Here is a 23,938-nt window from a genome sequence, read left to right on the forward strand (position 1 = left end):
AATCGCCTAGAATATGTTTATGTTGATTGTAATCAAAATGAGAACTTTTGCGATATTAAGCAGTTGTGCTGCTTTATTTATTGCGCCCCTTGCTGCTGATGCGCAATTAAGGCGTGTTGGTGCTCCTGGTATTCCTGCTGCAGGTGCTCCTGGTTATGGGGTGATGGGAAATCCAGTTGGCGCACCTGGTATTCCAGCAGCAGCAGAACCTGGTTATGGGAATGCTGATGACCTTGGATTTGGCGCAATTGGCAATCCAATTGGAGCACCTGGTATTCCAGCAATTGAGTCGGGTGTAAATCTTGGTGGACCAATTAATAGGCGTGGGTTCCGGTAAAAAGAGGCTTGAGTGATGCTGATTCCTTTGCGATACTATAAGCCCGATCTAGTACAGATGAGCTGGTTTGAGCTGGAGCGTTTAGTTGATGATGCTGAAAAGGAACCCCAGCTTGCCCGGGCATTACGTCATTGCCGTATTAATCCAGAACTAGTGCTAGCGGCAAGAAGGCTTGGTTATCGCATCACCCGGGTTGATCTAGTGCAAGCAAGGCTTGCTGATCAAAAAGAACATAAACAACAAAATCATGTTGTACGTTTGAGTTATTAGCAATTTTATTGACTTAGGGCTGAATTCAAAGATATCAATGCTCAAGTAAATTCAGAATAAAGAGTTGCCTAACAATCTTCATGAAAAGTTAGGGCCACATTTTATTTAACTTGATGACATTAAAATTCTCTAACGCTTGCCATCACCTGGCCGAAGCAAGCCTCTATACAGCGAACATCGCCTGAAGAACACCCAGCAGCTCATTGAGCGCAGTGTCCGACAGTCTCCCCAAATGCTTGACGAGACGTTCCCTATCAACAGCTCTCAGCTGATCAGCAACAACATGACCGTCTTTACCATCAAACGTGCAACGCACTCGAAAAGGATATGGATGACCGCCAGTTGTGAGCGGCGCAACGATGAAAGTGCGTAGGTGAGAATTCAGATCGTCCGGCGAAACGATGACACAAGGCCTCGTCTTTCTGATTTCAGATCCGCGAGTTGGATTCAACGCAACAAGGAAGATATCGCCTCTTGAGACGTGTTCTTCAGTCACCAGGACCACTCTTCATCATCAAACCGAGTAGCGGTCATCTCATCGATAAGTCCCTCCGACTGGAACGCTGCCGCCGCCTCTGCCCAGCCAGCCCTCGGTTGAGCCAACGGCCTAATGGTTAAAACCCCTGGAGCTACCTCGATCTCGACTTCGTCAGCCAGCCCCGCAACCTCAAGCATCGGCTTGGCGAGACGGACCCCTCTCGAGTTGCCGATTTTGACCAGCTTCGCTCGAACCATGGCCACGGCCTTCAAACGTACTCACATTGTAGCCTCGCACGCGACTTCCGCGCATCTCCCAACTCTGGCTTCTCGGCTTCTATTTGTTACTGAATCTATTACACTATAATTTACAATTAGGGCGGATGACACATAAACATCCGCTTATCGTTACCTCATTTCTTGGCTAACATAATGCCAGTCATTCGTCCAGCCTCAGAAAGATTTCACACTCAAATTGATTGGCTTGATAGTTGGCATTCGTTTTCATTTGGGAATCACTTTGATCCAAAGTGGGTTGGTTTCGGTCCCCTACTAGTGATTAATGACGATACGGTCTCCCCTAGAAGAGGCTTTGGCATGCATCCTCATCGAGATATGGAGATAATAACCATCATGGTTGAGGGTGAGCTACAGCACAGTGATTCCATGGGCAATACCGAGCAGCTACGCCCAGGTGAAGTGCAGAGAATGAGTGCAGGAAGAGGTTTGGTCCATAGCGAGCAGAATGCATCTGATACTTCTTGTCGATTGTTGCAGATTTGGATAGTGCCAGAGACAAAAGGAACACCACCAAGTTATGAGCAAAAACTATTTGATTATTCCGGCGGATGGACATGTATTTTAGATCCCAATAAAAATCATGACACAATGGCTATAAATCAAAATGTTAGGCTGTGGCGAAACAAGCTTGTTTCTCAGCAAAAAATTGATTGGCCAACACGCATCGATGGCGAGAAAAAGATTTGGATGCAGATGATTGATGGCACTCTGCAGATTCCTTGGTTATTAAACAAAGGGGATGGTATAGGTTTTAGCTATCCTGAAGATCTTCCACAGGCAGAGGCTGGCGAGCAAGGGGCAGATGTATTGCTTTTTGAGATCAATTAGATGCCATATTTATTTGTATTTAACTAGAGGATGCAGGTAATTCATGTCCACTTGGCTGGTATAGCTCCAGTGATTATTGCGTTAAAAGCATGCGTTCCAAGCAGTCGCGAATGCTTTCGAGGTATAGAAGATCTTTATTCAAAGTTTCAATGCCTGATCCAGGATCTGCTTGCGAATGAGCGAATGCAGTGTTTCCACTTCGGTGACATCCACCGAATAGCCCAGTAAGTCCTCGAGGTCTTGGCGCAAACCAATCAACCCCAGCAGTGACTGCTCTGCAGCCAGGTCAACCAGCAAATCGAGGTCGCTGGCAGGGTGCTCCCGTCCCGTGGCGATCGATCCATAGATCCTCAGGTTGGATGCGCCATGGCGTGTTGCTACTGCAAGCACCTGCGGTTTTAAGGCATCCAGCTCTGGATACTTAGCTATCCAATAAACTTTCTAATTAGGCTTTGGTGTAACCATTTTTGGTGCAATCTCTACACCGAGTTCACATCTTAATTTAGCTTCTTCTAAACTATATGGCTGTTCCAGTTGCACCTGAGATTTAGCACACCATGCTTGCCTAAACCACTCATAGGATCGCTCTCCTGATCCAAACATACCTGCATATTTATCGCTTTGTCTTCTGTAAGGACCTTTTTGAAAAGCTGAACACCCAATCTGGTCCCAAGTTTTTCCTTCCATCCATCTACTTGTTTCATTGCCAACATCAACTAAAAACTTTCCATCTTCTTCCTTTATAGAAAATGCAACGTATGGAGTGCCTGCTAGAGATTTAACGCAATCCATCATGCTCATTTTACGGCATTCACTCAATGCCATATCTGGTGATACTTTAAGGTCAAGATAAGTTTTCATGCACTTGGTTAGAGCTGCATCTTGAGCATGTGATATGTTGCCAGTAATGGCAAAACCTAAAAATGCAGAAGCAAGAATAAAATATTTTGCTCTTTTCACTTTTTTTGATCAATTAATTATTACCTTAATGAGGCTATTATTGATTGCATTAAGCTGTATTAATTGTTTATACTCTTCCTAGGTTTTGGGTGGAATGAATTTGGATTTATTCCCATAGGAACAGGGAACAGCCCCGCCAAGAACCCGATGAATGGATCGCCGAACGCCGTTAGAGATACGAAATGCAGAGGGCTTAGCAAGCTCAGTTAGCCAACCGTTTTGCCCGAGTATTTACATCACAACCAGGATCCTTCGGTAACAACTGCGAAGGTTTCTGATTGCCTTAGTTTATGACTAAGTTAATTAAAATTGAGATCCGATGGCACTTGAAACACGCAGACCAAGATCCTTGAGCACTTCCCAAGCCTCGTGGTGCCCACCTGAGTGCTCGAGTATTTGCTTGGGCAGCACTTGATTCCTCAGGTAGAACATCTTAAAAACGTTATGAATATTGGTGTGTCCGTAAGGAATTAACAAATGGATGGCACCCACCTCTGGATACCTGACTGTTATGTTCGTTGCTCATTACCAGCTCGCGGCGATCTGAGGAATAAAAATACTTGATTACTCAATAGCAAGGAAGGTGATGGGGTGAAGGTGCTGCTGGCCAACTGGGTTAGGCCCTGCGCCAGCAGTTGCCGAATGATGTTTTTGCAACTGCACAGATCTATCTCATGTATTCGCTGTAGATAAACGCGCAACAAGTTGCTCAACCAGATCCTCAACGGCAGTTTCAAGCAAAGAAATAGGGTCGTGAGCCAAACCACCCTCTCCCAGATCCTTGATCTCCCAAAATTGAATTTTTAACTCCCACTCAGGAAATTTGTCGCGAACCATTGGTTGGTGGGCATGGGCATCAACGGCCACAATCAGATCTGCGCTCCGGAAGATCTCCTCTGTCGCCTGACGAGGCAGTGGTAGTGCGGCAAAATCAAGGTCAAGACCGCGATCACGAAGGGCAGCAATCGCTTCTGCAGCCATCGGGCCAACATTGCTATTACCAGCAAACACGTTTAGTCCTGCAGAAGCTGAAATGCACTTACCTTGCAAAGAACTCAAGTTGATACATCGATTAAACCAGTACTCAGCGAAACGACTGCGGAAATAATTACCTGTGCACAGAAACAGAACGTTATACATAATCTTGTTCAAGATAAACTCTCTAGCAGTATGGACGGTACTCGCATTAATGAATGCAATTTAACGATCACCAGCACGTTTCAGCCTATCTCTTGACGGAGAAACTGGATCAGTTGGGCCCAGGCTTGATCAGCACACTCGGGATCCCAGCGCTCACCGTCATCGCGCATAAAGGTGTGATTGGCTTCATAGAGAAGCGTGCGATGGCGAAGATCCGGCAAAGCTGCCAGGGTCGCCAAAATTGTTTCACGTGCCTCGGAGGGAACATGCGGATCAAGGCTGCCGAAGATCGTGAGCAAGGCACCTCGGATGTAACTGGCTCGCTGCAGTGAATCAGCGATTCCCTGGCCAACTTTGCCGTCTTGTAAACCGGTTGGGTACACACATGCAGTGCACTTAACCTCCGGCCTTAGCGCAGCGCGGAAAGCGAGATGGCCGCCGATGCAGAAGCCGATGGCACCCAGGCACCCTTGATCAACCCCGGGATCTGCAGCAAGCCAAGAGAGAACGGCTGCAGAATCTGAGTCGTAATCAGATACAAGGGTTCTGCTGGCATTGTTGTTGCCCCGCAAGCGACCTATGCCATCCGGCTCTATGACCGATCCGATCGGTTCAAGGCGATGAAAGATTTCTGGTGCAGCCACCACGTAGCCGTAGCCAGCAAGGCGATCAGCTAATCGCTTGATCGGATCCCCTAACTGATAAATGTCGGAGTAGAAGAGGATTCCAGGCCAACGACCCTCCAGCCTCGGCCTGGCCACATGCAGGCGCATCAAACTACCGTCAACGGTTAAGCCGATTGTGTTGCGCAGGATCTGCATCTTTTTGTCTCAAGTTTATAAGTATCAATAGATAAAAAAGCTTCATTGCTGCACTGAAGGTGTCGCTGAATACATGCATCGGGTGATATCACCCCCTCTGTGTATCAGCCCTGATTGTCATGGCAACACCTCAAGCTGAAGGAGCTGGGCCGCTTGGTTGAGTCGACGGTCGAAACAAGCGAAGAGAACGGTCTGTTCAGCGTTGACATGGAGCTCATGGGCTGCGGCGAGCTGCACGCTGTCGTAGCCGCGAAGGGCAAAGACTTCGGCAAAGCGCCCAGCCGTTTCCACCAATGGCTGACTCACTTCAACAATGGCAAAGGTCTTCCAGGATTGGATCAGGTGCTGCCGAGCCTGTTCGAGATCTTCATTGCAAACCGGGTCTTCCCGTTGGAGGCGAGCAAGGGCAGCCATTGTTTCGGCCCAACTGATACGGCAGACCCCGATGGCATCAACAGTGGTGCTGATCTGCCGCATCTGATCTGATTGGGCTTCATCAACCAGCAACTTCATCAGGGCGCTGGTGTCACAAAAAAGGATCATCAGCTCAACCCCGATCCTCAATCACGATTTCGCTGAGCAACTTCACTTGCCCCCGCAGCTTCACGGGAGGGGGCAAGTTGGGCTTCTCACCGTTCCAACTGATCAGGCCCACATCAATCGCTTTTTGCAGCGGGCTGGTTATCCCTGAGTCTGCTGGCTTCACAGCGGTGATGCGGGCGATGGGTTTGCGATATGAGGTGACTTCCACCACCTCACCGGACTGGGCACGGGCCAGCCATTCGGAGAGGTGGGTTTTGAGATCCCGCACCGACACCTGACTTGCGACCACATCTGCCATGCCTGACCCCGCCGCTGCGACCACACTAGGTCGGATTTTGCTATTCACGCTTCTCCTCCCACCACGGTGCGGCGATCGGTCCGGAGGATGGCGACGGGCGACTCTGCAGACCAAACTAAGACTTAGTTCAATGCGCTGTCCCATGGTCGACCAGCATCTGGTGAACGTGCACCAGGCCAAGACCCATCTCTCCCAGCTACTGCAGGAGGTGGAGCAGGGGCAAGAGGTGGTGATCGCCCGCTCGGGCGTGCCGATTGCGCGGCTGGTGGCCTGGCAGGCTCCGGCCCGGCCGGTTGCAGCACCTGGGGCGATGCGCGGCCAGATCGCGCTGGCCGATGAATTCAATGCGCCCCTGGATGGGTTATTTGAGGCGCTGCAGTGACACGGCTGCCGCAGGCAGTGGTCGAACGGGTGCAAGTGCCGGAGGCGGAGGTGTTCGTTAGCCAGGCCTCGCTGTGGGAGATGGCGATCAAGGTGTCGATCGGCCGCCTGCAGGTGGATTTGCCTGAATTAGAGCGTCAAGTGCCACTGCAGGGCTTCCGTTGGCTGCCGATCAGCAACGCCCACTTGCTGGCGGTTGGGGATCTGGAGACGGATGGCGTCCACAGGGATCCCTTTGATCGCTTGCTGGTGTGCCAGAGCTTGGTTGAACCGATGCTGCTGCTAACCATGAACAACCAGCTGCGGAGCTATGGCGCCACGGTGATCGTGCTGGGGTAAGCGGTGGGCCTGGGATTACAGAAGGGGTAGGTTTTGAAAAGTTTGGCATGAAATTTAAATTCTTTATGCAAAAGAGCAATCACGTGGTTGTGATAGCTATTTGAAAAACTAACTCTTAATTGTGTTACTAGAAACAACTTTATTTGATGTGGATAACCCCCCAGCTGACGATTTCATCGCTCAAACGGCTAGGTTTGTAAAGGCTGCCTAATCAGTGGCAGAGACGTCATATTTCCTGACAGCCACCGTGGGGATAAACCGCAAGCAGAGCGACTAGAGCAGTGGCTAGCTGAGGTTTTGCAGACCTACAGCGATCGGTTGCTCCACCTTGATGGCGATAACTTCGCCAGCTGCGGAGTGCGGCTGCTGAATCCGTATCAGGCTTGTTGATTGCCATTGCCACTAATTGGCAGCGCAGTGAGCCCAACAATTAGCCAGTATGGATACCCAATCAATCACCCCATGCTTCTAAATCCCTTCTGCGCACTAACTGCTGCCAAGGTGCTGGCCCTTAAATCCTCCGTTGTAGTGCTACTCACCCTGCTGATCAAAGCCAGGGTGCAGATAGCAGCTGGATCTGCAATTGGCATCGCTTTCTTGTTGTTGCAAACTTTGGTATTCCTTGCAATCGGTAGTGGGCTGGTGATTGTTGCTGGTGGGTCGGCGCTGTATGCCACAAAGCAACGCCGGCCATCGGCAGCCTGATAGGGATATTTACCGCTGAAGTATTTCTAAAGTGCAATTTGGTTTAACCAGGAAAATTGAGTGATTTCATACCAGCCACAACTTCGAATGCTTTTTTATTTTCTAACATACGCAGAAATCATTTTTTAGCTTTGCATCTCCTCGCAAGAAAGTAGCAATTAATTTAGAATTAAAATCTTGGCAATCGAGCCAATCGCATAACATATTATAGATATCAACGGTTGAGCAATATATCCAAGCCGATTTTTGGGCGCCAGTAGAAAAAACGGGGTGCCCTGGGGGCCATTGACCTGGAATTGCAATAAAAAAATAAGAATATCAAAATCATTGAATTTATCGCGTTATCTGATGCAGAATTCTATTAATCACTAGCCAAAAAGCCGCTTGTGTTCAATGCCTCGCAACTCAATACAGAAAAGCTCGGCCGTTTTTTACTGCGTGGGCTGAGGATTGGTGCTAGCACAATCACCTTTGTAGAACTATTTCGCAATCATTGGACTAGTGGAATAAGCGCTGGTGTGGCATGGATTGTATTTCTGCAGGTGGAACGTCGAATACAGAAAGATTCAACTGAAATTGATTCCTAATGGATTTAATTTCTTCAACTATCCCCCCACGCATTGGCTAGAGACTGCCAGATGCTTCTCCACCGCCCGCTGACTGAGCTGCTGACTTAACACCGATCTCCGAACTGGTATCCGAACGCTTACACCAGAGGGCCAACAACAGTTAGCTACGTTTGCCATCACTTCCTCAACAGCAGCAAGGGATCTTATTAACGGGCCTGCGATTCATTTAATATCGCCTGAGTATGCAGAAACCTGTAAAAACGTATTGGAACGAAGTATTTAGACAGGCACGTAATTTTTAAAATTAATACCCACGAGTAGATCATTATAATCCCGATCACCGCCGCCATGCAGGTCTTCCAAACCAAAGGTATTGGAACCCATCATCTTGAAATGGTTAACCCCATCGGTGTTAACCGCTGCAAAGGCGAAGTAGGTTTGCTCAGTGTTGGCAACAACTGCAAATGGGGCGTAAAAGGAACCAGCAGTCAAGCTGAAGTCTTTCTGGGCTAATTGGCCATTGGTTGTAGCAATTCCTGCCAGAGAGGTTGCCCTATTGGCATCACTTAATGCAAGTTCCCGATAGCGAGCTTGGTCAGTGGCTCGGAGATTTGTTGGATCCAGAGTTTGGCCAGTTATTGAATCAAATAGTGAACCATTTTGATCTAGCACCTGGTAGAAGCCAACAGTAGAATCATAATTAGCTTCACGATTGTAAGTTAAAGAACCAGTTAGTTGAGCACCAGCTAATGCTGTTGTATTTAAGACTGGGGCAAAGGATTGGTCGCTGGAAATTAGGGCATTCAAACCCGGGGCTGAGTTATTGAGGTTGAGTTCAATGGAGATGCCACTAGTGGAATTCACGTTGGCGATTTTGCTGCCTTCTTGTGTATTCCATGTAAGGAATTGGAACTGGCTACCCAACTCAGCCAAGCTGGATTTACCTAGGGCCAGATCTTGGAGAGTTGCCCCCTTAGTTTCAAAGCAAAGGAGTTTCTGATTATTTGTAATCTGAAGATTACGGCTAAATAATGTTTCCCCCATTGGGAGGCTCGATGATTTACCCAGGGAGCTGAAGAGAATCTGGCCCTTGTTTAATAGATCTCCTAGGGTAACGGAAGTGGGGTCTTCATCTTGATTTAGTACTAAATAGCCCACGTGATTTAGATCTGATGAGTTTGATTTTAAAGTGAGTGATATAAAAAGAGCGGTGGGCACATTAATAGACAAGTCGCCAATTTGTAATGCTTTCGTACCCAGTAGATGCAAACTTGGCGTTGAATCAACAACCGCAGCAGAAGACGGGTCAGAAATTTTGCCATCCTTAACTCCATCCATATCACCAGGACCACCATCAACATAGGAAAGGTGCACGAAATCTGGCATTCCAAAGCCATTAAGATCATAGAAGCGAGCCCCCACATCATTATTTGGGCTATAGGTAAATGGTGTTGTATTGCCGGCAGCATCGATGGCAAAATATGCCAACTGCTTGTTAGGAACTTGGATACCAGTTCTATTTGGATCCAACTTGGATAGCAGTGAGTCGCCAACGACCTTGAGATTTAGGCCTAGGGATGTGCGCTTACCAATTCCATCTAAGATGGCAGTAAAATCAATCATTGTATCATTTAGTTTTACATTCGTTTTAGTAATCGTGGGATCGGGTGCTATGGCATTTGATGGCTTGAATGAGATGGGATTACTAGGATCAATCCTGGCACCATTAGACATGGTGGGGGTACCAGGAATGGACTGATAGAAATTAACAGTGCTTTCCATTTCACTGGTAATTCCATTAAATATTTTGGCTTTAATTTCATTTATTTTGTCAAAAAACTCTTTGCCATTATATGCTTTGGAAATTTCGTCTAGTTCATTAAAAGCGAGTGTGCTTCGGCTAGCTATATTTGCAAATAAGGACTTGAAAATAGCGATACTCCGCTGATCAGTAGTTGCTTGGCTGATATAGGCAATCATGCCATCGGCAATCGCCGGGAAAATACCGTTAACGGTTGAAATAGATAGTTTGGAGCCAGTTGGGTCTTGAGCATCCGATGCTTCAATGAAAGCAATAATTTGGGAATAGAGCTCCTTGTTTAGCCTAAGCTTATTGGGCAAATCATTGGGGAAGATATTTGGAAGAACATTCTCACCCAGGGTTTCAAGATAATAGGCTGCTAAGTGCAGCTTAATATGAGCCATATAGGCGTTCTCAGCTGTAACCTTTTGCTCAGGAGTTAGGAAGAAAGATGTGTTCCCATCTGCTGATTCAGCCTGGAGTAAATCACCCTCGGGATCACGATTGAGGAAATCATAGTTTCCTAGCAAGAAGAATTGTTGAATTTTGGCCTTCAGGGCATCTTCACTAAAGCCAGGCTTATCCTTCGCAATGATCAAACTATAGGCATAGAGCGAAGTTAGGGGGGTAACCATCGCCCCATAGGGTGCAATAAAAGGTGTTTTAATTGATGCCTGGGAAACGGAATCAACACCGCCATAAACCACTAGCATGCCTTCTTTTGAATCTATAGTGCCGTTTTGATTGGTGTCAAAGGTGCGATTATCTATTTCTAGTGAATAGCTGCCATCCTCTTGCGAGGTGATGGCAGTGGGTTCACCGGGATCAATAATGCCATTGAAATTAGCATCAAAGAAAACTGTTGATCCTTGCAGGTAGCTGTTAGAGGCCTGGCCACTGCCGTAGGAGCCACCAATTCCAAATTTGAAAATTGGGATTGTGGCAAGGCGTTGTCTCCAAACCGTAGCCCAGTATGTATATGCGCCAGCGTCAATTCCAACCTGCACTGTGGTATTAAGAACGGCGGCAATTTGCCCCGTCAATTGGAACAGATTTAGCGGGGTAGTGATATTGGCAGCAATTTCTGATCCACGCAGTTTGCCATCAGACGTACCCGACACCCCACCTGGATCTAGTAATTCGAATTCGGCAGTGCCTAAAAGACCACCAGTAATATCAGCTCGGATACCATTGCCCCCAACTCCAAGGCCGGCTTCCATGAGGGCTTCAAAAGTTAATTGCGGACTACCGGTGGCAATATAGAAGCCATCCAAGGCTTTGTAACTATCCTGGAGTTTGAAACCATCCCTTGACCATTGCTGAATGCCAGCCGTATCAAAGCCAAAACTGAGGTCGGTAGACATTCCATAGCCCCCCCTCATCACGCCATAAAGGGCCCCATAGATCGGGAACACTTTCTCCACACTTGAAGACAGACCGGTATCGGGCAGTTGCCAAGTAAATAGATCTACGTTTTGACCAAATAACAATTTAATTATATTAGCGGGATTTTCTATTAAGGGAATACTAAAGCCAAGATCTTTGAGATCATTGAAAGCTTTGCTGAGTTTGGCCCCCCTACCAGTTTTGCTGCTAGCAGCAGCACTTGTGGATTGGCTAGATGCGAGTGTGCCCGCTTGATTGTCTACAGTTTTGCTGCTAGTAGAATCGGCTGGATTGTTAGATGATGCCTTGAAGTTTGGCAATGTATAGCTGCCAAAATCGATGGTGAATGATTCATCCTTAGACATACTATTCAATTCACCCATGAGGTCTATCACGCCTTTTAGGGTGTCGCAGAATGCAATTGTATCCTCAATGCTTTGAACTAATTCGAGGGCTTTTGGATTACCAGGACTCAGCTTGGCAATTAAGTTAGCAGTGAATTGCGCCAGTTCAATCGTGCTTGCTTTACCATCATTGTTATCATCAAAAACACCAGCAATGCCAAGCTTTGAAAAAACGTAGGTATCCGCATACAGCGCGTTAATAATTGGATAGATTGGCTTTAAAATTCCATCAATTGCGGCGATTGACGGGCGTATAAAGCCGGTCACAAAGCTTCCCATATCTAATTCAATATTATCAAAAAAGATATTGCTTTCTTCCTCCTGTTGATTAGGTTGCTCTGGCTCATCTGGCTTATTTGTATAATCAAACAGGGGCATGATGCTTGAGAGATCAAAGCTAAAGGAAGGAATCACCGAGCTTCCGCCAGCAGACGTTGTCACCCCTAGAGAAAGGGCCGCATTGCCAGTAAATGAATACTCAAATAGGTCGCTGAAATCTGTGCTAAGTAGCTTGGGAACATCAACCTTGGAAGCGTCAGTGAAGGGCCGGGCTTCGTTGTCTTCATAGGGCGAGCTAAGCGTAAGGGTGAAATTCGCATTCATCCCCGTGCTCTCGTCAGTCAACCCATCTACATGAGCACCATTGCTAGCGGTATGGGGGCTCGGCTTGTTCACCGCATCGAGTTGCAAGTAACCCAGACCACCAGTAAGGCTAAAGTCTTCCGAAAGACCAGTACTGTAATTGGCTGTAAAGGTTGTATTGTCAGTGTCTAAGTAGAAGCCATTGTTGATATCAATGCCCATGGCAAGGACGGCTGAGTAGTCAAAGGTGCCATCGATTGCCCCATTGGTTTGAAAGCCTAAGGCTGGGATGCCAAAATCTGCAGCGAGGGGTATTGAATAAAGGTCGTATTGATCATCAATTCCAAAGGTAATAGCAAGGCCTTCAGAATTCATTGTCATAGCTACGTCAATATCAACGCCAATTGAATCCATTAAAAGTTTTTCAAGTTTTTTGCTGGTTAGCTGCGGAGCGGTGCGGATCGAATCAATCAGCTTATCGAGAAACTTATTAAAGCCCAAGCCCACTTTGCCCTCTAGGTTGCCCACCATCGGCAAGCTCAGCGCATTGAGGCCATCCATTAAGGCCGTTAGGGCCTGATCGAGGCCCTGGTAGGTAGCTGGATCCAGGGGGCGATCGAGGATATCAATGGCTTGGGTGGTGTTGGTGAAATGGTTGGCGGCTTTGCCCGCAGAGGAGTAATTACTATCATTACTAGTGAAGGCATATTGAATCTGGCCTGTATGGATCCCCGTATTGAGGCGGGTACCAGTGCCATCTTCAATGATGTTGTCGTCATTGGCGGCAATATTGACAACCTGCAGCACATTCCAATTGTCTTTAGTGAATGTGAGCGTTGGGTTGTTTACTGTCAACTGCCTAATCGGTGTGCCGCTCTGACCCGCTGCAACAGTACTGATGTCTGACAGTTGAATCGTGACCGTGCTAGTTGGTTGGCTCAGCAAACAAACCTGGAATTGGGAGGCCGTTGCTCTCTCCACGGCCATGGTGCGCTCGCCCGCCTGCACAATCATGATGCCGGCTACGTCATCGTCCTTAATGGTGATCGTGGCAGTAGATGCGCTCGGATCGAGGGTGTAGCCACTGCCAGTTTGGAGATTCAGTTGGAACGTCTTATCCACACCATCAACAGTAAAGTCGTCGATTGGCATGATGAAAGCGTTACTGGTGGTTTGGCCCGGGGCAATGCGAATCGTGCCACTGCTGTTGAGACCTTGAACCAAGGTATTGATTGACACAGACTCCGTAGAGTTGCCATCGAGATTGGCACTACTAAGCACATTGGTAACGCCATATCCCACCACTAAACCTGTGGATCCCCAAGAGGTGGGAACCGGTGCATTCGAAACAAGACGCCAACTGGCCGGTTTACCATTTTCAGCGGTTGCTTCGCTGAGTGCAACGAGCTCTAAGCGAACCGTTGGCAGGGTGTTGTGGGTGATCAATACACTCACATCTGGAGTTGTTAAATTCGTGTAGTTTGCATCGCTACTGCTTGATTTAAGTTGCAGATGGCTAATGGTTGTATCTTGAACAATGTTGTTTGCAACGGCTTGCACCTGAACCTGTTGGGGGATATTCCAATTGGTTGGCGTGAACACCAACACTTGATCGTTATTGATACTGGCGTTGTTAACAGTAAACTGACCATCGGTTGGATTCAGGGTTACGTTAACATTTGCCGTTGGTTTGGTGCTCAAAGATACGGTGAAGGAGCCATTGCTATTACTGCCTTGCCCCGTGGCCACACTCACTGCTGAAGTGATAATAGCCGGCACGTCCATATCAACCTTGCTGATATTAAATACTTTTCCATTGGTTCCCGGCCTCAAATTATTGTAAAACAAATCATCAGATGTAGCGGTGGCGAAGATGCCGACATTGACATTGCCAGTGGCAATTTGATCCCGTTGGGGAATCACGGAGAACGCCTGTGGCGTATACCAATTACTTGGCGTAAAGGTTAGGGGGATTCGTTTCTGGGCTTGGCTGCTGGATCCGCCCTTCAACAGGGCATGGTTCGTGGCGGCGGATTCGAGATAAACCGTGACCGTTTTGGTTGGTTGGGTTGTGAGGGCTAGGTAGCGGGTGAGGCCAGCGCCATTGCTATCGGCTTCATTGATGGAGAAGGTATCAGTGGCGAGCACAGATTGGAGGCCAGCCGAATCGCTCGTAATCCGAAATCCTGCACGGTCATTATCAATAACTGTAAGCTGGGCCGCTGGTGCTGCAGTGAGCGATAGGGTTTCACCGCTTGATACGGTTGCTTCGGGTGTGATTGCTGATATTGAGGCACTCACCGCTGTGGCTGTAGTTGAGAGGGTGACATCGGAGTTAACTCTGAGGCTGGTGCCATTTGAGAACTGCAATGAATCGCCAGCTTTAAGGCTCCGGGTGAGGGATGTATCGCTTTCATTCAGTCTCAAGCCAATCGAGCCACCGAGCTGACTGAATGCTGATGCAGGAATCACTTGATTATTGACACCGCCATAGCTCCATTGCAATTGGGCTGTGGATGCTCCAGTTGTTGTGAAGTAATCCATGGTGACCGCAACAAGCTGTCCTTGGGTATAACTTTGACTGGTTGAATCAAATGTTCCTTGGGACGATGCAGTCCATTGGTTGATCAAAGCCTGACCATCAATATATAAACGAACTCCCTTGTCGGTTACTGTGCGAAAGCTATAGCTGCCTGTGCTGGGAATTTTGATGTAGCCAGTCCAGCGGGCCGCAAAATTATCTGTTGATGTTAGTGGTGCAAAGCTGGCATCTGTCTCATTGATGCCATTACTATCAGTTGCTGTTGCTGTTGGGACTAGGGCATAGAGGCCTCTGGTTAGGTCGGTGTAACCAGCAAATAGTTGCCGCGTTAGTCCCGTATTGGTGAAATCACTGGTGGCAACAACATTCAGATTGGGTCGGTAGGTAACGGGCCGATAGGCGGCCGCCATCGACGTTGTGAATGCATTGGCATTGGCATGGGTGCCGGTAACACCTACCTCGAAGCCATTAAAGAGGGTGACATCGGAGGTTAGGGTAAGGCTGTTAACTACGCTGCCAATTGATTGTCCATCGTCTACGCAGAAATCAAGGGTGGTGCCGCTGCTTAGGGCTAGGGAATCTTGATAGGCACCATCGAGTTTGAGCTTAATGGTGGTTTGGCCGCCTGTTTGTGTGTACGTTCCGGCTTTAATTTTGATGCCCGGATTAGACAGCAGGGAAAAGTTTAGCTGCTCAATTTTCTGAGCAACGATGTTATCAACTGTATTAACGTTGAAGCTGGCGCTGGTGCTATTAGCTGGAATCAACACCGAATCGAGCCCATTCACACTGAAGTGATTGGCAGGGATCAACTCATCGGTTGTGCCCACTCCCGAAGGATTGGGCCGTTGCCACCACAATTGGGCGATGCTTGTGTTGGTGGAAGCTGTATTAGAATCGAAATAATCATAAACAATAGGCACATAGGTGCCTGCTTTTAGATAGAGCTCGTCAGCGATATAAGTTGTTGAAGGATTGGAGGTTGAAGTGGCCACACTGTGCCAGCGATCAATCAGCAATTGGTTGTTAATTGTGAGGCGAACGCCACTATCAGACTTGCTCTTAAAGGCGTAATAGCCGTCGGTTGGAATATAAACAAAACCCGTCCAGCGTAATGCATACTTTAGGGGTGAGCTTGCATTTGCGTAGGTGCTTGCGTAGGTTTCATTGATGCCATTGTTGTCTACCTGTCTGCGGCTAAAGGATGACGCTTGCAGCTGGTCGCTAGATGTTTGCTGGATGTAATTGTCAAAGATAAATTCATTAAGGCCCTTTGCTGTTGAACGTGAGGATTCATTGATGATGAGGTCACTACCTACGCGCTCTTTGCTGCTGCCATCGAGCTGAAAATACACTTGGGTATCGGTTGATCTGGCTTGCTTCAGCGACACCGTGAAATTTTGACTGCCCGTATTACCGCTACTGGCACCAAAGCTGCTGCCCACTACGGTGGCCACTTCGCTGGAATTGGTGGCACTGGTGGCTGAATCTTTTAATTCGTAGCCATACACCAAGGTATCGTCAGCGCTGATGGCATTGAAACGATCTGCGTTAATTTGCTCAACACTACGGGCTGCTGAATAAACCCGTACATCTCGAATAGTGCCATTAAAATTATCATGCCAGCTCCTACTTGCTTTACCAAGCAAATTGCTCGAACGGCTAAGGGTTTCCGGCAATGTTGTAGCAGTGCCGGTGGCAACAGAAACCCCGTTCACATAGATTGTGGCAAGCTTATTTGAGTCAATGGTGGCGGCAACATGGGCCCATTGATTGAGTTGTAATGGCACGCTTGATATCACATCTAATACATTGTTCCCGGCTGCATCTTGAATCAAAAATCTCGGCTTGCCTGTGGCCTCATGCAGCATCAGAATGATTTGATTTACGCCCACTCCATTACCAAGATCAATAATGCTTGGCCAGTTGGTGTATTGCTTCACATTTACCCAGGCCTCCATTGTGAGTGGGCCGCCTAAGGTTTTGGGAGTCAGTGAGGCGTATTGTGCAGTTGAGCCACTAAAGTTGAGCCCGCTAGATCCTTCACCCCGCAGGCTTGCACCCGAGAATTGGGTGGCCGCCGCATCCCCCGTACGGGAACTATTCGCGGTGCCATTGAAGCCGTAGGCATAGGTGAGGTTTGCGTCTGCTGGATTAACGGCGGATTGGCTATCGGCGATTATCTGGCTTTGAGTTCTTGAACCGCTATAAAGTCTTAAATCCCGAATTGATCCATTTAAATTATCATGCCAAGTTTTGTTAGCCTTCCCAATATAATTATTTGAACGGGTCAAGTTTTGTGGTAGGGCTGAGGCGGTGCCAGTGGCGACTGATACACCATTAACATAGATAGTGGCCAACTTATTATCATCAATTGTGGCGGATACATGCGACCATTCATTGAGTTGTAATGGCACGCTTGATATCACATCTAACAGGCTATTCCCAGCTGCGTCTTGAAGCATAAATCTTGGCTTGCCCGTATCCCCATGCAGCATGAGAATGATTTGGGATACACCTGCCCCATTACCAAGGTCTAAAATACTTGCCCAATTTGTGTATTGCTTAACGTTTACCCACGCTTCAATCGTGAGAGCCCCGCCAATCGCTTTTGCCGGTAACGTGGCATAGCCAGTGCTGCTGCCATCCAGCACTAAGGAGCCCAGTTCTCCAATCGAGCCCCCTGCAGTTGTGCTCAGGAAGGCAACGGTACCTGTGCTGTCTGGTTCGGCGGCCATGCCGCTATTTATTACTAAGGTATCAGCATTGCTCGTGAGAACATCTACAGCGCTCGTGATTGTTTGATAGGTGGTATCACTGCTATTGGCCAGGCTAAAACTTAAATTAGTTGTACGATCACCTGCAGCTTGGCCGTCATCCCGCCCAACAATATCAATCATCTTGTAGGTAGACCAATCCCCGGGGGTGAAGGTCAGCCCTGAGAAGGGTGTTGTGGTGCCGGCGTTGTACACATCAATCGCCGTGCTTGTGCTCGCAGGAGTTTGTACTAGCACCGTTGCCAGGGGTTGACTCTTAAGGCGCACACCAATGGTGTGGCGCGTGGTGATAGACGTTCCTTGGCGGTCGGCTTCTGAAACTGTTATTTTATAGTTGCCATCGCTCAGGGGGCTCCATGTTGCATCGCTATTTGAAACTGTTTGATTGTTAACTAAAATTGCTAGATCCAGTCCTGCACTATCATTGTCACTAAGGGTGAAGGTGGAGGTTGACGTTGTGGAAATGCCGTAGCCCGCTGATGGCAATACATTGATCTGAACAGTACGATCCCCCTGGGCGATGCTGTTGTCTACTGAGGTGAGGGCGATGCTGGTTGATTGCGCGCCTTCCTCAAGCATGAGGCCGTAAATTGGCGTGGTGGCAAAATTACCATTAACGAGCATTTCGCCAGTTGATGTTGAGCTGAACCGACTGGTTGTAGAATTATTTAGGGCATAGCTCCATAAAAGGTTTGGATTATTACCTGTGGAGAGAGATTGGCTAGGGCTAGTGTAGAGATCTTCTTTGATTTGAGCCGAGCTGCGGCAAACGTCGTAAATATTGATGTCACGCAGGGAGCCGTTTAATGGCGCTGAGGAGGCCACTGTATTGCCAATACGTGTTTCGTTGCGCAGCAGGGAAGACGCGGCAGCACTTGCCGTTGCCGAACCTACAGCAACACCGTTGATATATAGAGTTGCCAGCCTATTGTTATCGATGGTAGCTGCAACATGGCTCCACTGATTGATGGGAACATAGCTTGTATTAGCCTTTAGCTCTAGGATTTTAGTTGAGCCATTGAAGATCCTGAAGACGGGACTGCCGGTGGTTCCATCGAATCCCAGGCTGATGTTGTCGGTTGTGGAACCAGAACCAATATCCACAATTGTGCCGTTGCTGGCGTAGGCACTGAGGTTGACCCAGGCTTCAATGCTTAAGTCTCCACCGATCGTTTTATTGGGCAGATCAAGATATTGGTTATTGATACCATTAAAATTTAAGGGGCGATAGGTATGGTCTACGTTGATATGAATATCTGCGCCTGATATAAGCGAGGCACCGCCGAAGAGTGTTGGGGCGCCATTACCAGATCCAGCGAGCGAGCTGTTAGCAGTGTTATTGAAGGTATAGGCATAGGTGAGGCTGATGTCTGAAGCATCTACTGCCGAGTAGCGATCTTGATTGATTTGTTCTGCAGTGCGGGCACCGCTGTACACCCTTAGATCGGAAAGGGAGCCATTAAGATAGGCGTTATCACCTCCCCAGTTACTGCGACCAACATAGTTGTTGGTTCTTTGCATTGTGGTGGGCAAACTGCTGGCAACCGTTGTGCCAATAACGGCACCATTCATATAAAGTTTAACGTTTTTTTGTGGGTCTATTGTTGCGGCAACGTGGGTCCATTCATTCAGAGGAATTTGCGTTAGTGGTTCCAGATTTACTATCCGATTGCCACTACCGTCGTAAACATGAAAAACTAGTCTACCTGTGGATGCTAATTGACCTAAAAGGATATTATGATTTCCGGCTCCATTGCCAAAATCGATAATACGCGACCAATTCGTGTAGCTATTGAGCTTCACCCACGACTCAATAGTTAGAGCCCCGCCAATCGATTTTGAGGGTAATGTGGCATAGCCATTGGCTGAGCTATCGAGCTTGAGGATTCCGCCTGATAGCAGGGCGCCGGATGCCTTTGATTCCACCTTGGCAATACCGTTACCTGTTAACCCCTGATTCAGGGTGAAAAGCAGCTCACCGCCGCCAGCTGATACCGGATCAGTGAATACGATATCAAAACCAGATTTGTCGGCCTTAGTTGGGCCCTCAACGCTATTGTTTGTGGCCGAAATCGAAGCAATCGGCACGATTGCCACAACGGGGCCTCCTTCAACCAGGTCGAGTTGCTGGCTGCCAGACCAGCCAAAGGGCAGCACCGTTAATGTTGAACTACGGTTGTAGTTGCTATCGCTGGAGCTGGCGCTGGCAGTGATTGTGGCCAGTTGGCTGCTAGAAATTCCTGTGAGATTTACTGTTTGGGCTGTATCCCAGTTGCTCGCCGTGAACGTGAGCGATGCCCCGGAAGCAACGGAGGCATTAGTAGCCGTAATCACCATCGTCACCGCATCGGTTGGTTGGCTGGTGAGTTTTAGTTGCAGCGCAGCCGTGTTATTAGACGTTGCCCGCACCTGGGTTGTGGTGACCGTTTGCAGGCTGCCTTCCAGGGTTAGGGCCGACGCGAGCGATCCGGTTGCTGCGGTGTAATCAACGATCCGATTGCTGTTGAAGTCGAGCCAGTTTGTAGCTGCCGGTAGAGTTGTTGGTAAACCAGTGGCATGGTTAGAGGTTAATTCCTGATCCCAATTGCGTAGGCTGCGGATATCACCATTGAAATAGGAGCCAGTAGAGCCTCCATTGCCGTTGTAGCCCACGAAGGAGGAGGTGAATGGTCCACCGGTTGCACTGGTTTGAGTGCTACTAGAGGCAACCAATCGACCATCCACATAGAGGCAATGGCCGCCATTACTCCCCACCGTGACCAGCACCCGATGCCAATTGCCATCGGCATAATTGCTATTGGTTGTGGTAAGCAAGCTATTAGCGCCAAGCTTTGAAACTAGGTTGCCATTTTGAAGATAGAGACCTAGGTAGTTATTTGTGGCGTTTACATCTAATTGGTAGAGGCCACCATTGGCACTGGTGGTGCGAAAGACGATCTCACGGCTCGTGCTTGTTGCTGCCTCGCTGATGCTGGTGCGCAGCCGATCTGCACTGCCATTGAAACGCAGGGCGGCCGTGCCTGTTTTACCTTGGGCAGTGATGGCAACTCCTGATGCGTAATAGCCCGAGTCTTTGAGATTTAGAGTTGTTTGGGAGGCGTTTGCGGCAACGCTATAGCCCGTATAGGTGAAGGCATTGCTGTTGGTTTCAATGTTATCGACAAGAGTGAGTTGAATGCTCTCAAGGCCTTCCGCCACAGCATCTTGCACGCCTGGAATATAGATCCGCCCTCCGGTAGATCCCGCTGCAAAATAGACGATATTCTGGGCTTGGTAATTGGCTGAATTTGGATCGGTATTTAGCCTTGCAGTTGGGTAGAGATAGTCTTGACCCGCTGTGGCATTGCCACTCAATGTGTATTTTATTTTTATGCCCGCTGCTGATGTTACGGGCTTATCAAAGCTAAGATTAACGTAGCCCAAGCTGCCTTCTGTGGGATCCACTTTACTGAGGATCGACACTACCGGAGCGCTATCGTTAATTGTTAGGGAATTGGGGCTGCCAACAACTGTGTAACCGTCTGTTGTAATGCCATAGGCATTATCAACGAGATCAAGTTGAATTTGCTGATTTGGTTTTGCATAGGGATCACCTAATACACGCAGCCAGAGATTATTGGCCGCTGGGCTACCATCAACAGCCGCACTAGAGCTAATGCTGGCCCCATTCACTAAGCTTGCGCCGCTAGCACCTGTGAGGCTGCTGGGTGATTGATTGCTCGACGCACTATTAAAGCTATAGGCATAAACAAGTGTGGAATCACCAGGATTAACAGTGTTGTAGCGATCATTGCTAATAGTGTCGGCACTTCGGGCCGTGTTATAAATTCTTAGTTCATCGATTGAGCCATTAAGATAGGCATCACCTCCCCAGTTACTCCGTCCAACATAGTTGTTGGTTCTTTGCATTGTGGTGGGCAAACTGCTCGCAACCGACGTGCCAACAACCGCACCATTCATGTAAAGTTTGACGTTTTTTTGTGGGTCTATTGTTGCGGCAACGTGGGTCCATTCACCCAGGGTAATTTGGGTCGTTGATTGAAGATTAACTAAAGTGTTACCGCTCCCATCGAAAACTTGAAAAATTGCTCTACCAGAGTTTTCAAATTGTCCTAAAAAGATATTCTGATTTCCGGCTCCATTGCCAAAATCGATAATCCTCGCCCAATTAGAATAGCTATTGAGCTTCACCCACGACTCAATAGTTAGGGGGCCACCGAGAGATTGTTGCGGCAAGGTCGCGTATTGGTTACTTCCATTGAGCGCCAGAAAGTTTTGACCGCTTTGCGCTGCTGTGGTGATACTGACCGTGCTGATGCCAGTTCCGCCTTGGGGGTTGGCATTGTTGTTGGCATCGCTTTGATTGCCAAACAACTTGTAGTTGTCGCCAACACGGCTGGTCGATCCGCCGAGCTGGGCAAAGCCTTGATTATTTGCCGAAGATTGAACCGGTCCAGCCCAGTTTGCCGTGCCGATAATGCTGGCATTAGTTGGGTTGGCTGTTTTATCAAAAACAGTGGAACCCGAGCCCTCATCCATGGGGAAATAGGCCACTAGGCCTGAGGGGAGGTTGCCTTGATCTATGGGATAGGTGTTGTAGTTCTTGATCTCATCGCCAGTTAGCTTTCGATTCCAAATTCTCACCTCATCGATAGCCGCGTTTGTTGGTTGGCTATAGCCATTCCAACCACCAATAGTTACGTTGTTAGCGGTCGGATTTGGACTGCTGTATGTATAGCTATTACTACCAACCTGCTTACCATCCACATAAACGCTAGCCGTGCCACTGCCAAAGGCAAGGGCCACATGGTGCCAACGATTATCATTAATATAGAGATCTGGCTGGATGATTGTATGTAAGCTTGTCCCAAAGTTGTAGAGGGTTAGCTTATTGTCTATTAGTTTTAGTTCGAAACTCCCGTTTTTTGTAAATATTAAGCGGTCGCCTGAGCCGGCATTACTGGTTTTGATCCAGGCTTCGACGGTTCCTGCGGTGAGTTGGAGTTTGCTTGGGTTGCCAACGTTGAGATAGGTGGAGCCGTTGAGCTGAAGGGCACTTCTACTGGCATTATTAAACGTGGCCATCTGAGCGGATTGGGAGCTGTAGCTAGCTCCACCTGTGGAGGCAGCTGCAACCTTCACATCCAGGGTATTGTTGATATTCTTATTGGAATAAATCGTGAATCCTTGGGCGATCGTATCGGCGCCGCCATTGGGGCCTTCTGAAACGCTACCGGTTAGTTGGGTTGGCAAGTAGGGAGCAAAGGAACTGGAGGGAATCAGTTCGGTGATCGCTGCACCGCCATTGGGGTTGGGCCGGGTCCAAGAGAGGCTGGCTTCTTTGCCACCATTTCCTTGGTAATAATCCAGTTGCAGCGGAACCCAGCTGCCGGCAGTGAGTTGGATTGGAGCTGAACTAAACGAGGTAGCTCCCTGAACCTGCCATTGATTAATGACCTGGCTGCCATTCACCTTGAGGCGCAAGCCATCATCACCCCGGGGAGTGAAAATGTATTGGCCTGTGGTTTCAATTTTGACATAGCCCTGCCAGCGAATTGCAAAATTATCGATTAAGCCTTCAGCCGCAAAGTTGTCGTTATACTCATTGATAGAAGCGTCAAAGGTGCTGTAGGCAGCCGTTAAATTATCTAGGGAAACAGCTGAATCGTTATAGGGAAAATAGATCGACTTACGCAGGGAATTGCCCATGGTGAGCACGGGCTCATCATCGCTAAAAATTGCCCGTTGGAAGGTAGTTGCGCCTGCGGCAATTGCATAGGTATCATTGTTTGTGTCATTATCGCTGATGGTTATCGTTACATCCTTCGTGCTTTCCCAGATAGAATCATTAATCGCTGTGATGATGACATCCACAGAGCTGCCATCTTTGATGTAGGCATTCGAGCCATTGCCTCCGAGGCTATTGCTATAGCTCACTGTGTAATCAACACCGAGGGTGGCTGTGCCGCCAAAGGTGAGGGGAATATTGATTAGGGCGTTGGTATTTCCGTCTGTATTTCTGACATCGTAGTAGTCATTCGGAACATATTTATTGGCTGTGATTGTGAATCTTGCCGCGTTGCTATTTTCGATTCCATTGATGGGTGTGCCCGTGAGCCCAACGGTGAACTGGGGGCCAGACCAGCCATATTCAGTGATGTAATTTTTTTTATTGTTAGTATCATCCCATTTACCATCGCTTCTCCACATTGCCAAGGAATCTGCCGATCCGTTATCACCATTCCAGCCACTATTTTGCCTGTTGTTGTATTGACCTGGTACCGCTGCATTATTTTCCCAAAACCAAATGCCTGCATCAGGCCCTGTTTTCCATGACCATGTGTTCTTATTGTTAACATACTGACCTCCCAAATAGGCATCGCCTGATATTTGGGCATTATTATTCGACCTCTTCCAAATAAACTCGTTTTCTTCTGCACTTCTGACTGTGGCTAGGTATCCCGTCAATCCCTGATGG

Annotated in this window: 16 protein-coding genes; 7 read left to right on the plus strand and 9 right to left on the minus strand. The window is 48.1% G+C overall.

Features of this window, described 5'->3' with window-relative positions; translation table 11 throughout:
• The first annotated feature begins 37 nt into the window (after positions 1 to 37).
• Together KBY68_RS01620 and KBY68_RS01625 are read left to right on the plus strand one after the other, a co-directional pair.
• Positions 38 to 337: a hypothetical protein gene (locus tag KBY68_RS01620; RefSeq protein WP_255095672.1), complete on the plus strand. Its 300-nt coding sequence runs from the start codon at positions 38 to 40 to the stop codon at positions 335 to 337.
• A gap of 57 nt (positions 338 to 394) precedes the next feature.
• Positions 395 to 607, plus strand: a complete 213-nt coding sequence (locus KBY68_RS01625) for a Nif11 family protein (protein WP_255095673.1) — start codon at positions 395 to 397, stop codon at positions 605 to 607.
• 163 nt (positions 608 to 770) lie between these two features.
• Here KBY68_RS01625 and KBY68_RS01630 read toward each other — a convergent pair whose 3' ends face one another.
• A complete protein-coding gene (locus KBY68_RS01630) occupies positions 771 to 1,112 on the minus strand; it encodes a type II toxin-antitoxin system PemK/MazF family toxin (protein ID WP_315855637.1) in 342 nt (113 codons plus the stop codon).
• Entirely contained in the window at positions 1,100 to 1,342 is a 243-nt protein-coding gene (locus KBY68_RS01635) for an AbrB/MazE/SpoVT family DNA-binding domain-containing protein (RefSeq protein ID WP_255095836.1), read from the minus strand. Before KBY68_RS01635 ends, KBY68_RS01630 begins: the two co-directional genes overlap by 13 nt.
• Positions 1,343 to 1,516: 174 nt before the next feature.
• On the opposite strand from KBY68_RS01635, the gene KBY68_RS01640 reads away from it, so the two are divergent.
• Positions 1,517 to 2,212, plus strand: coding sequence for a pirin family protein (locus tag KBY68_RS01640; RefSeq protein ID WP_106500890.1), 696 nt, complete (start codon positions 1,517 to 1,519; stop codon positions 2,210 to 2,212).
• Between the two features lie 138 nt (positions 2,213 to 2,350).
• On the opposite strand, the gene KBY68_RS01645 is transcribed toward KBY68_RS01640, so the two are convergent.
• From KBY68_RS01645 to KBY68_RS01670, 6 genes are all read right to left on the minus strand, one after another.
• Entirely contained in the window at positions 2,351 to 2,602 is a 252-nt protein-coding gene (locus KBY68_RS01645; RefSeq protein ID WP_241537248.1) for a nucleotidyltransferase family protein, read from the minus strand.
• Between the two features lie 51 nt (positions 2,603 to 2,653).
• Entirely contained in the window at positions 2,654 to 3,172 is a 519-nt protein-coding gene (locus KBY68_RS01650) for a hypothetical protein (RefSeq protein ID WP_255095675.1), read from the minus strand.
• 672 nt (positions 3,173 to 3,844) lie between these two features.
• The gene (locus KBY68_RS01655; RefSeq protein ID WP_255095676.1) at positions 3,845 to 4,312 is read right to left on the minus strand and encodes an arsenate-mycothiol transferase ArsC; all 468 of its coding nucleotides are present in this window, start codon (positions 4,310 to 4,312) and stop codon (positions 3,845 to 3,847) included.
• Between the two features lie 80 nt (positions 4,313 to 4,392).
• Positions 4,393 to 5,133: a dienelactone hydrolase family protein gene (locus tag KBY68_RS01660; protein ID WP_255095677.1), complete on the minus strand. Its 741-nt coding sequence runs from the start codon at positions 5,131 to 5,133 to the stop codon at positions 4,393 to 4,395.
• A gap of 117 nt (positions 5,134 to 5,250) precedes the next feature.
• Positions 5,251 to 5,676, minus strand: coding sequence for a type II toxin-antitoxin system VapC family toxin (locus KBY68_RS01665; RefSeq protein ID WP_255095678.1), 426 nt, complete (start codon positions 5,674 to 5,676; stop codon positions 5,251 to 5,253).
• A 4-nt stretch (positions 5,677 to 5,680) separates the two neighbouring features.
• Positions 5,681 to 5,974, minus strand: coding sequence for a type II toxin-antitoxin system Phd/YefM family antitoxin (locus KBY68_RS01670; protein ID WP_255095679.1), 294 nt, complete (start codon positions 5,972 to 5,974; stop codon positions 5,681 to 5,683).
• 142 nt (positions 5,975 to 6,116) lie between these two features.
• Here KBY68_RS01670 and KBY68_RS01675 point away from each other — a divergent pair, with 142 nt between their 5' ends.
• The 4 genes from KBY68_RS01675 to KBY68_RS01690 all read left to right on the plus strand — a co-directional run bounded on the left by KBY68_RS01675 (position 6,117) and on the right by KBY68_RS01690 (position 7,986).
• Positions 6,117 to 6,356 carry a type II toxin-antitoxin system Phd/YefM family antitoxin gene (locus tag KBY68_RS01675; protein ID WP_255095680.1) on the plus strand — a complete coding sequence of 80 codons (240 nt, stop codon included), beginning with the start codon at positions 6,117 to 6,119 and terminating at the stop codon, positions 6,354 to 6,356.
• Positions 6,353 to 6,694 carry a type II toxin-antitoxin system VapC family toxin gene (locus KBY68_RS01680; RefSeq protein ID WP_255095681.1) on the plus strand — a complete coding sequence of 114 codons (342 nt, stop codon included), beginning with the start codon at positions 6,353 to 6,355 and terminating at the stop codon, positions 6,692 to 6,694. The genes KBY68_RS01675 and KBY68_RS01680 overlap by 4 nt, the downstream gene beginning before the upstream one ends.
• A 462-nt stretch (positions 6,695 to 7,156) precedes the next feature.
• Entirely contained in the window at positions 7,157 to 7,399 is a 243-nt protein-coding gene (locus KBY68_RS01685; protein WP_255095682.1) for a hypothetical protein, read from the plus strand.
• Positions 7,400 to 7,785: 386 nt separating this feature from the next.
• Positions 7,786 to 7,986, plus strand: coding sequence for a hypothetical protein (locus KBY68_RS01690; protein ID WP_255095683.1), 201 nt, complete (start codon positions 7,786 to 7,788; stop codon positions 7,984 to 7,986).
• 261 nt (positions 7,987 to 8,247) lie between these two features.
• Here KBY68_RS01690 and KBY68_RS01695 read toward each other — a convergent pair whose 3' ends face one another.
• Complete coding sequence (locus tag KBY68_RS01695; RefSeq protein WP_255095837.1) at positions 8,248 to 23,670, minus strand: LamG-like jellyroll fold domain-containing protein; 15,423 nt, start codon at positions 23,668 to 23,670, stop codon at positions 8,248 to 8,250.
• Between the last annotated feature and the right edge of the window lie 268 nt (positions 23,671 to 23,938).

The sequence above is a fragment of the Synechococcus lacustris Maggiore-St4-Slac genome, from assembly GCF_024345595.1.
Taxonomy (GTDB): Bacteria; Cyanobacteriota; Cyanobacteriia; order PCC-6307; family Cyanobiaceae; genus Synechococcus_D; species Synechococcus_D lacustris.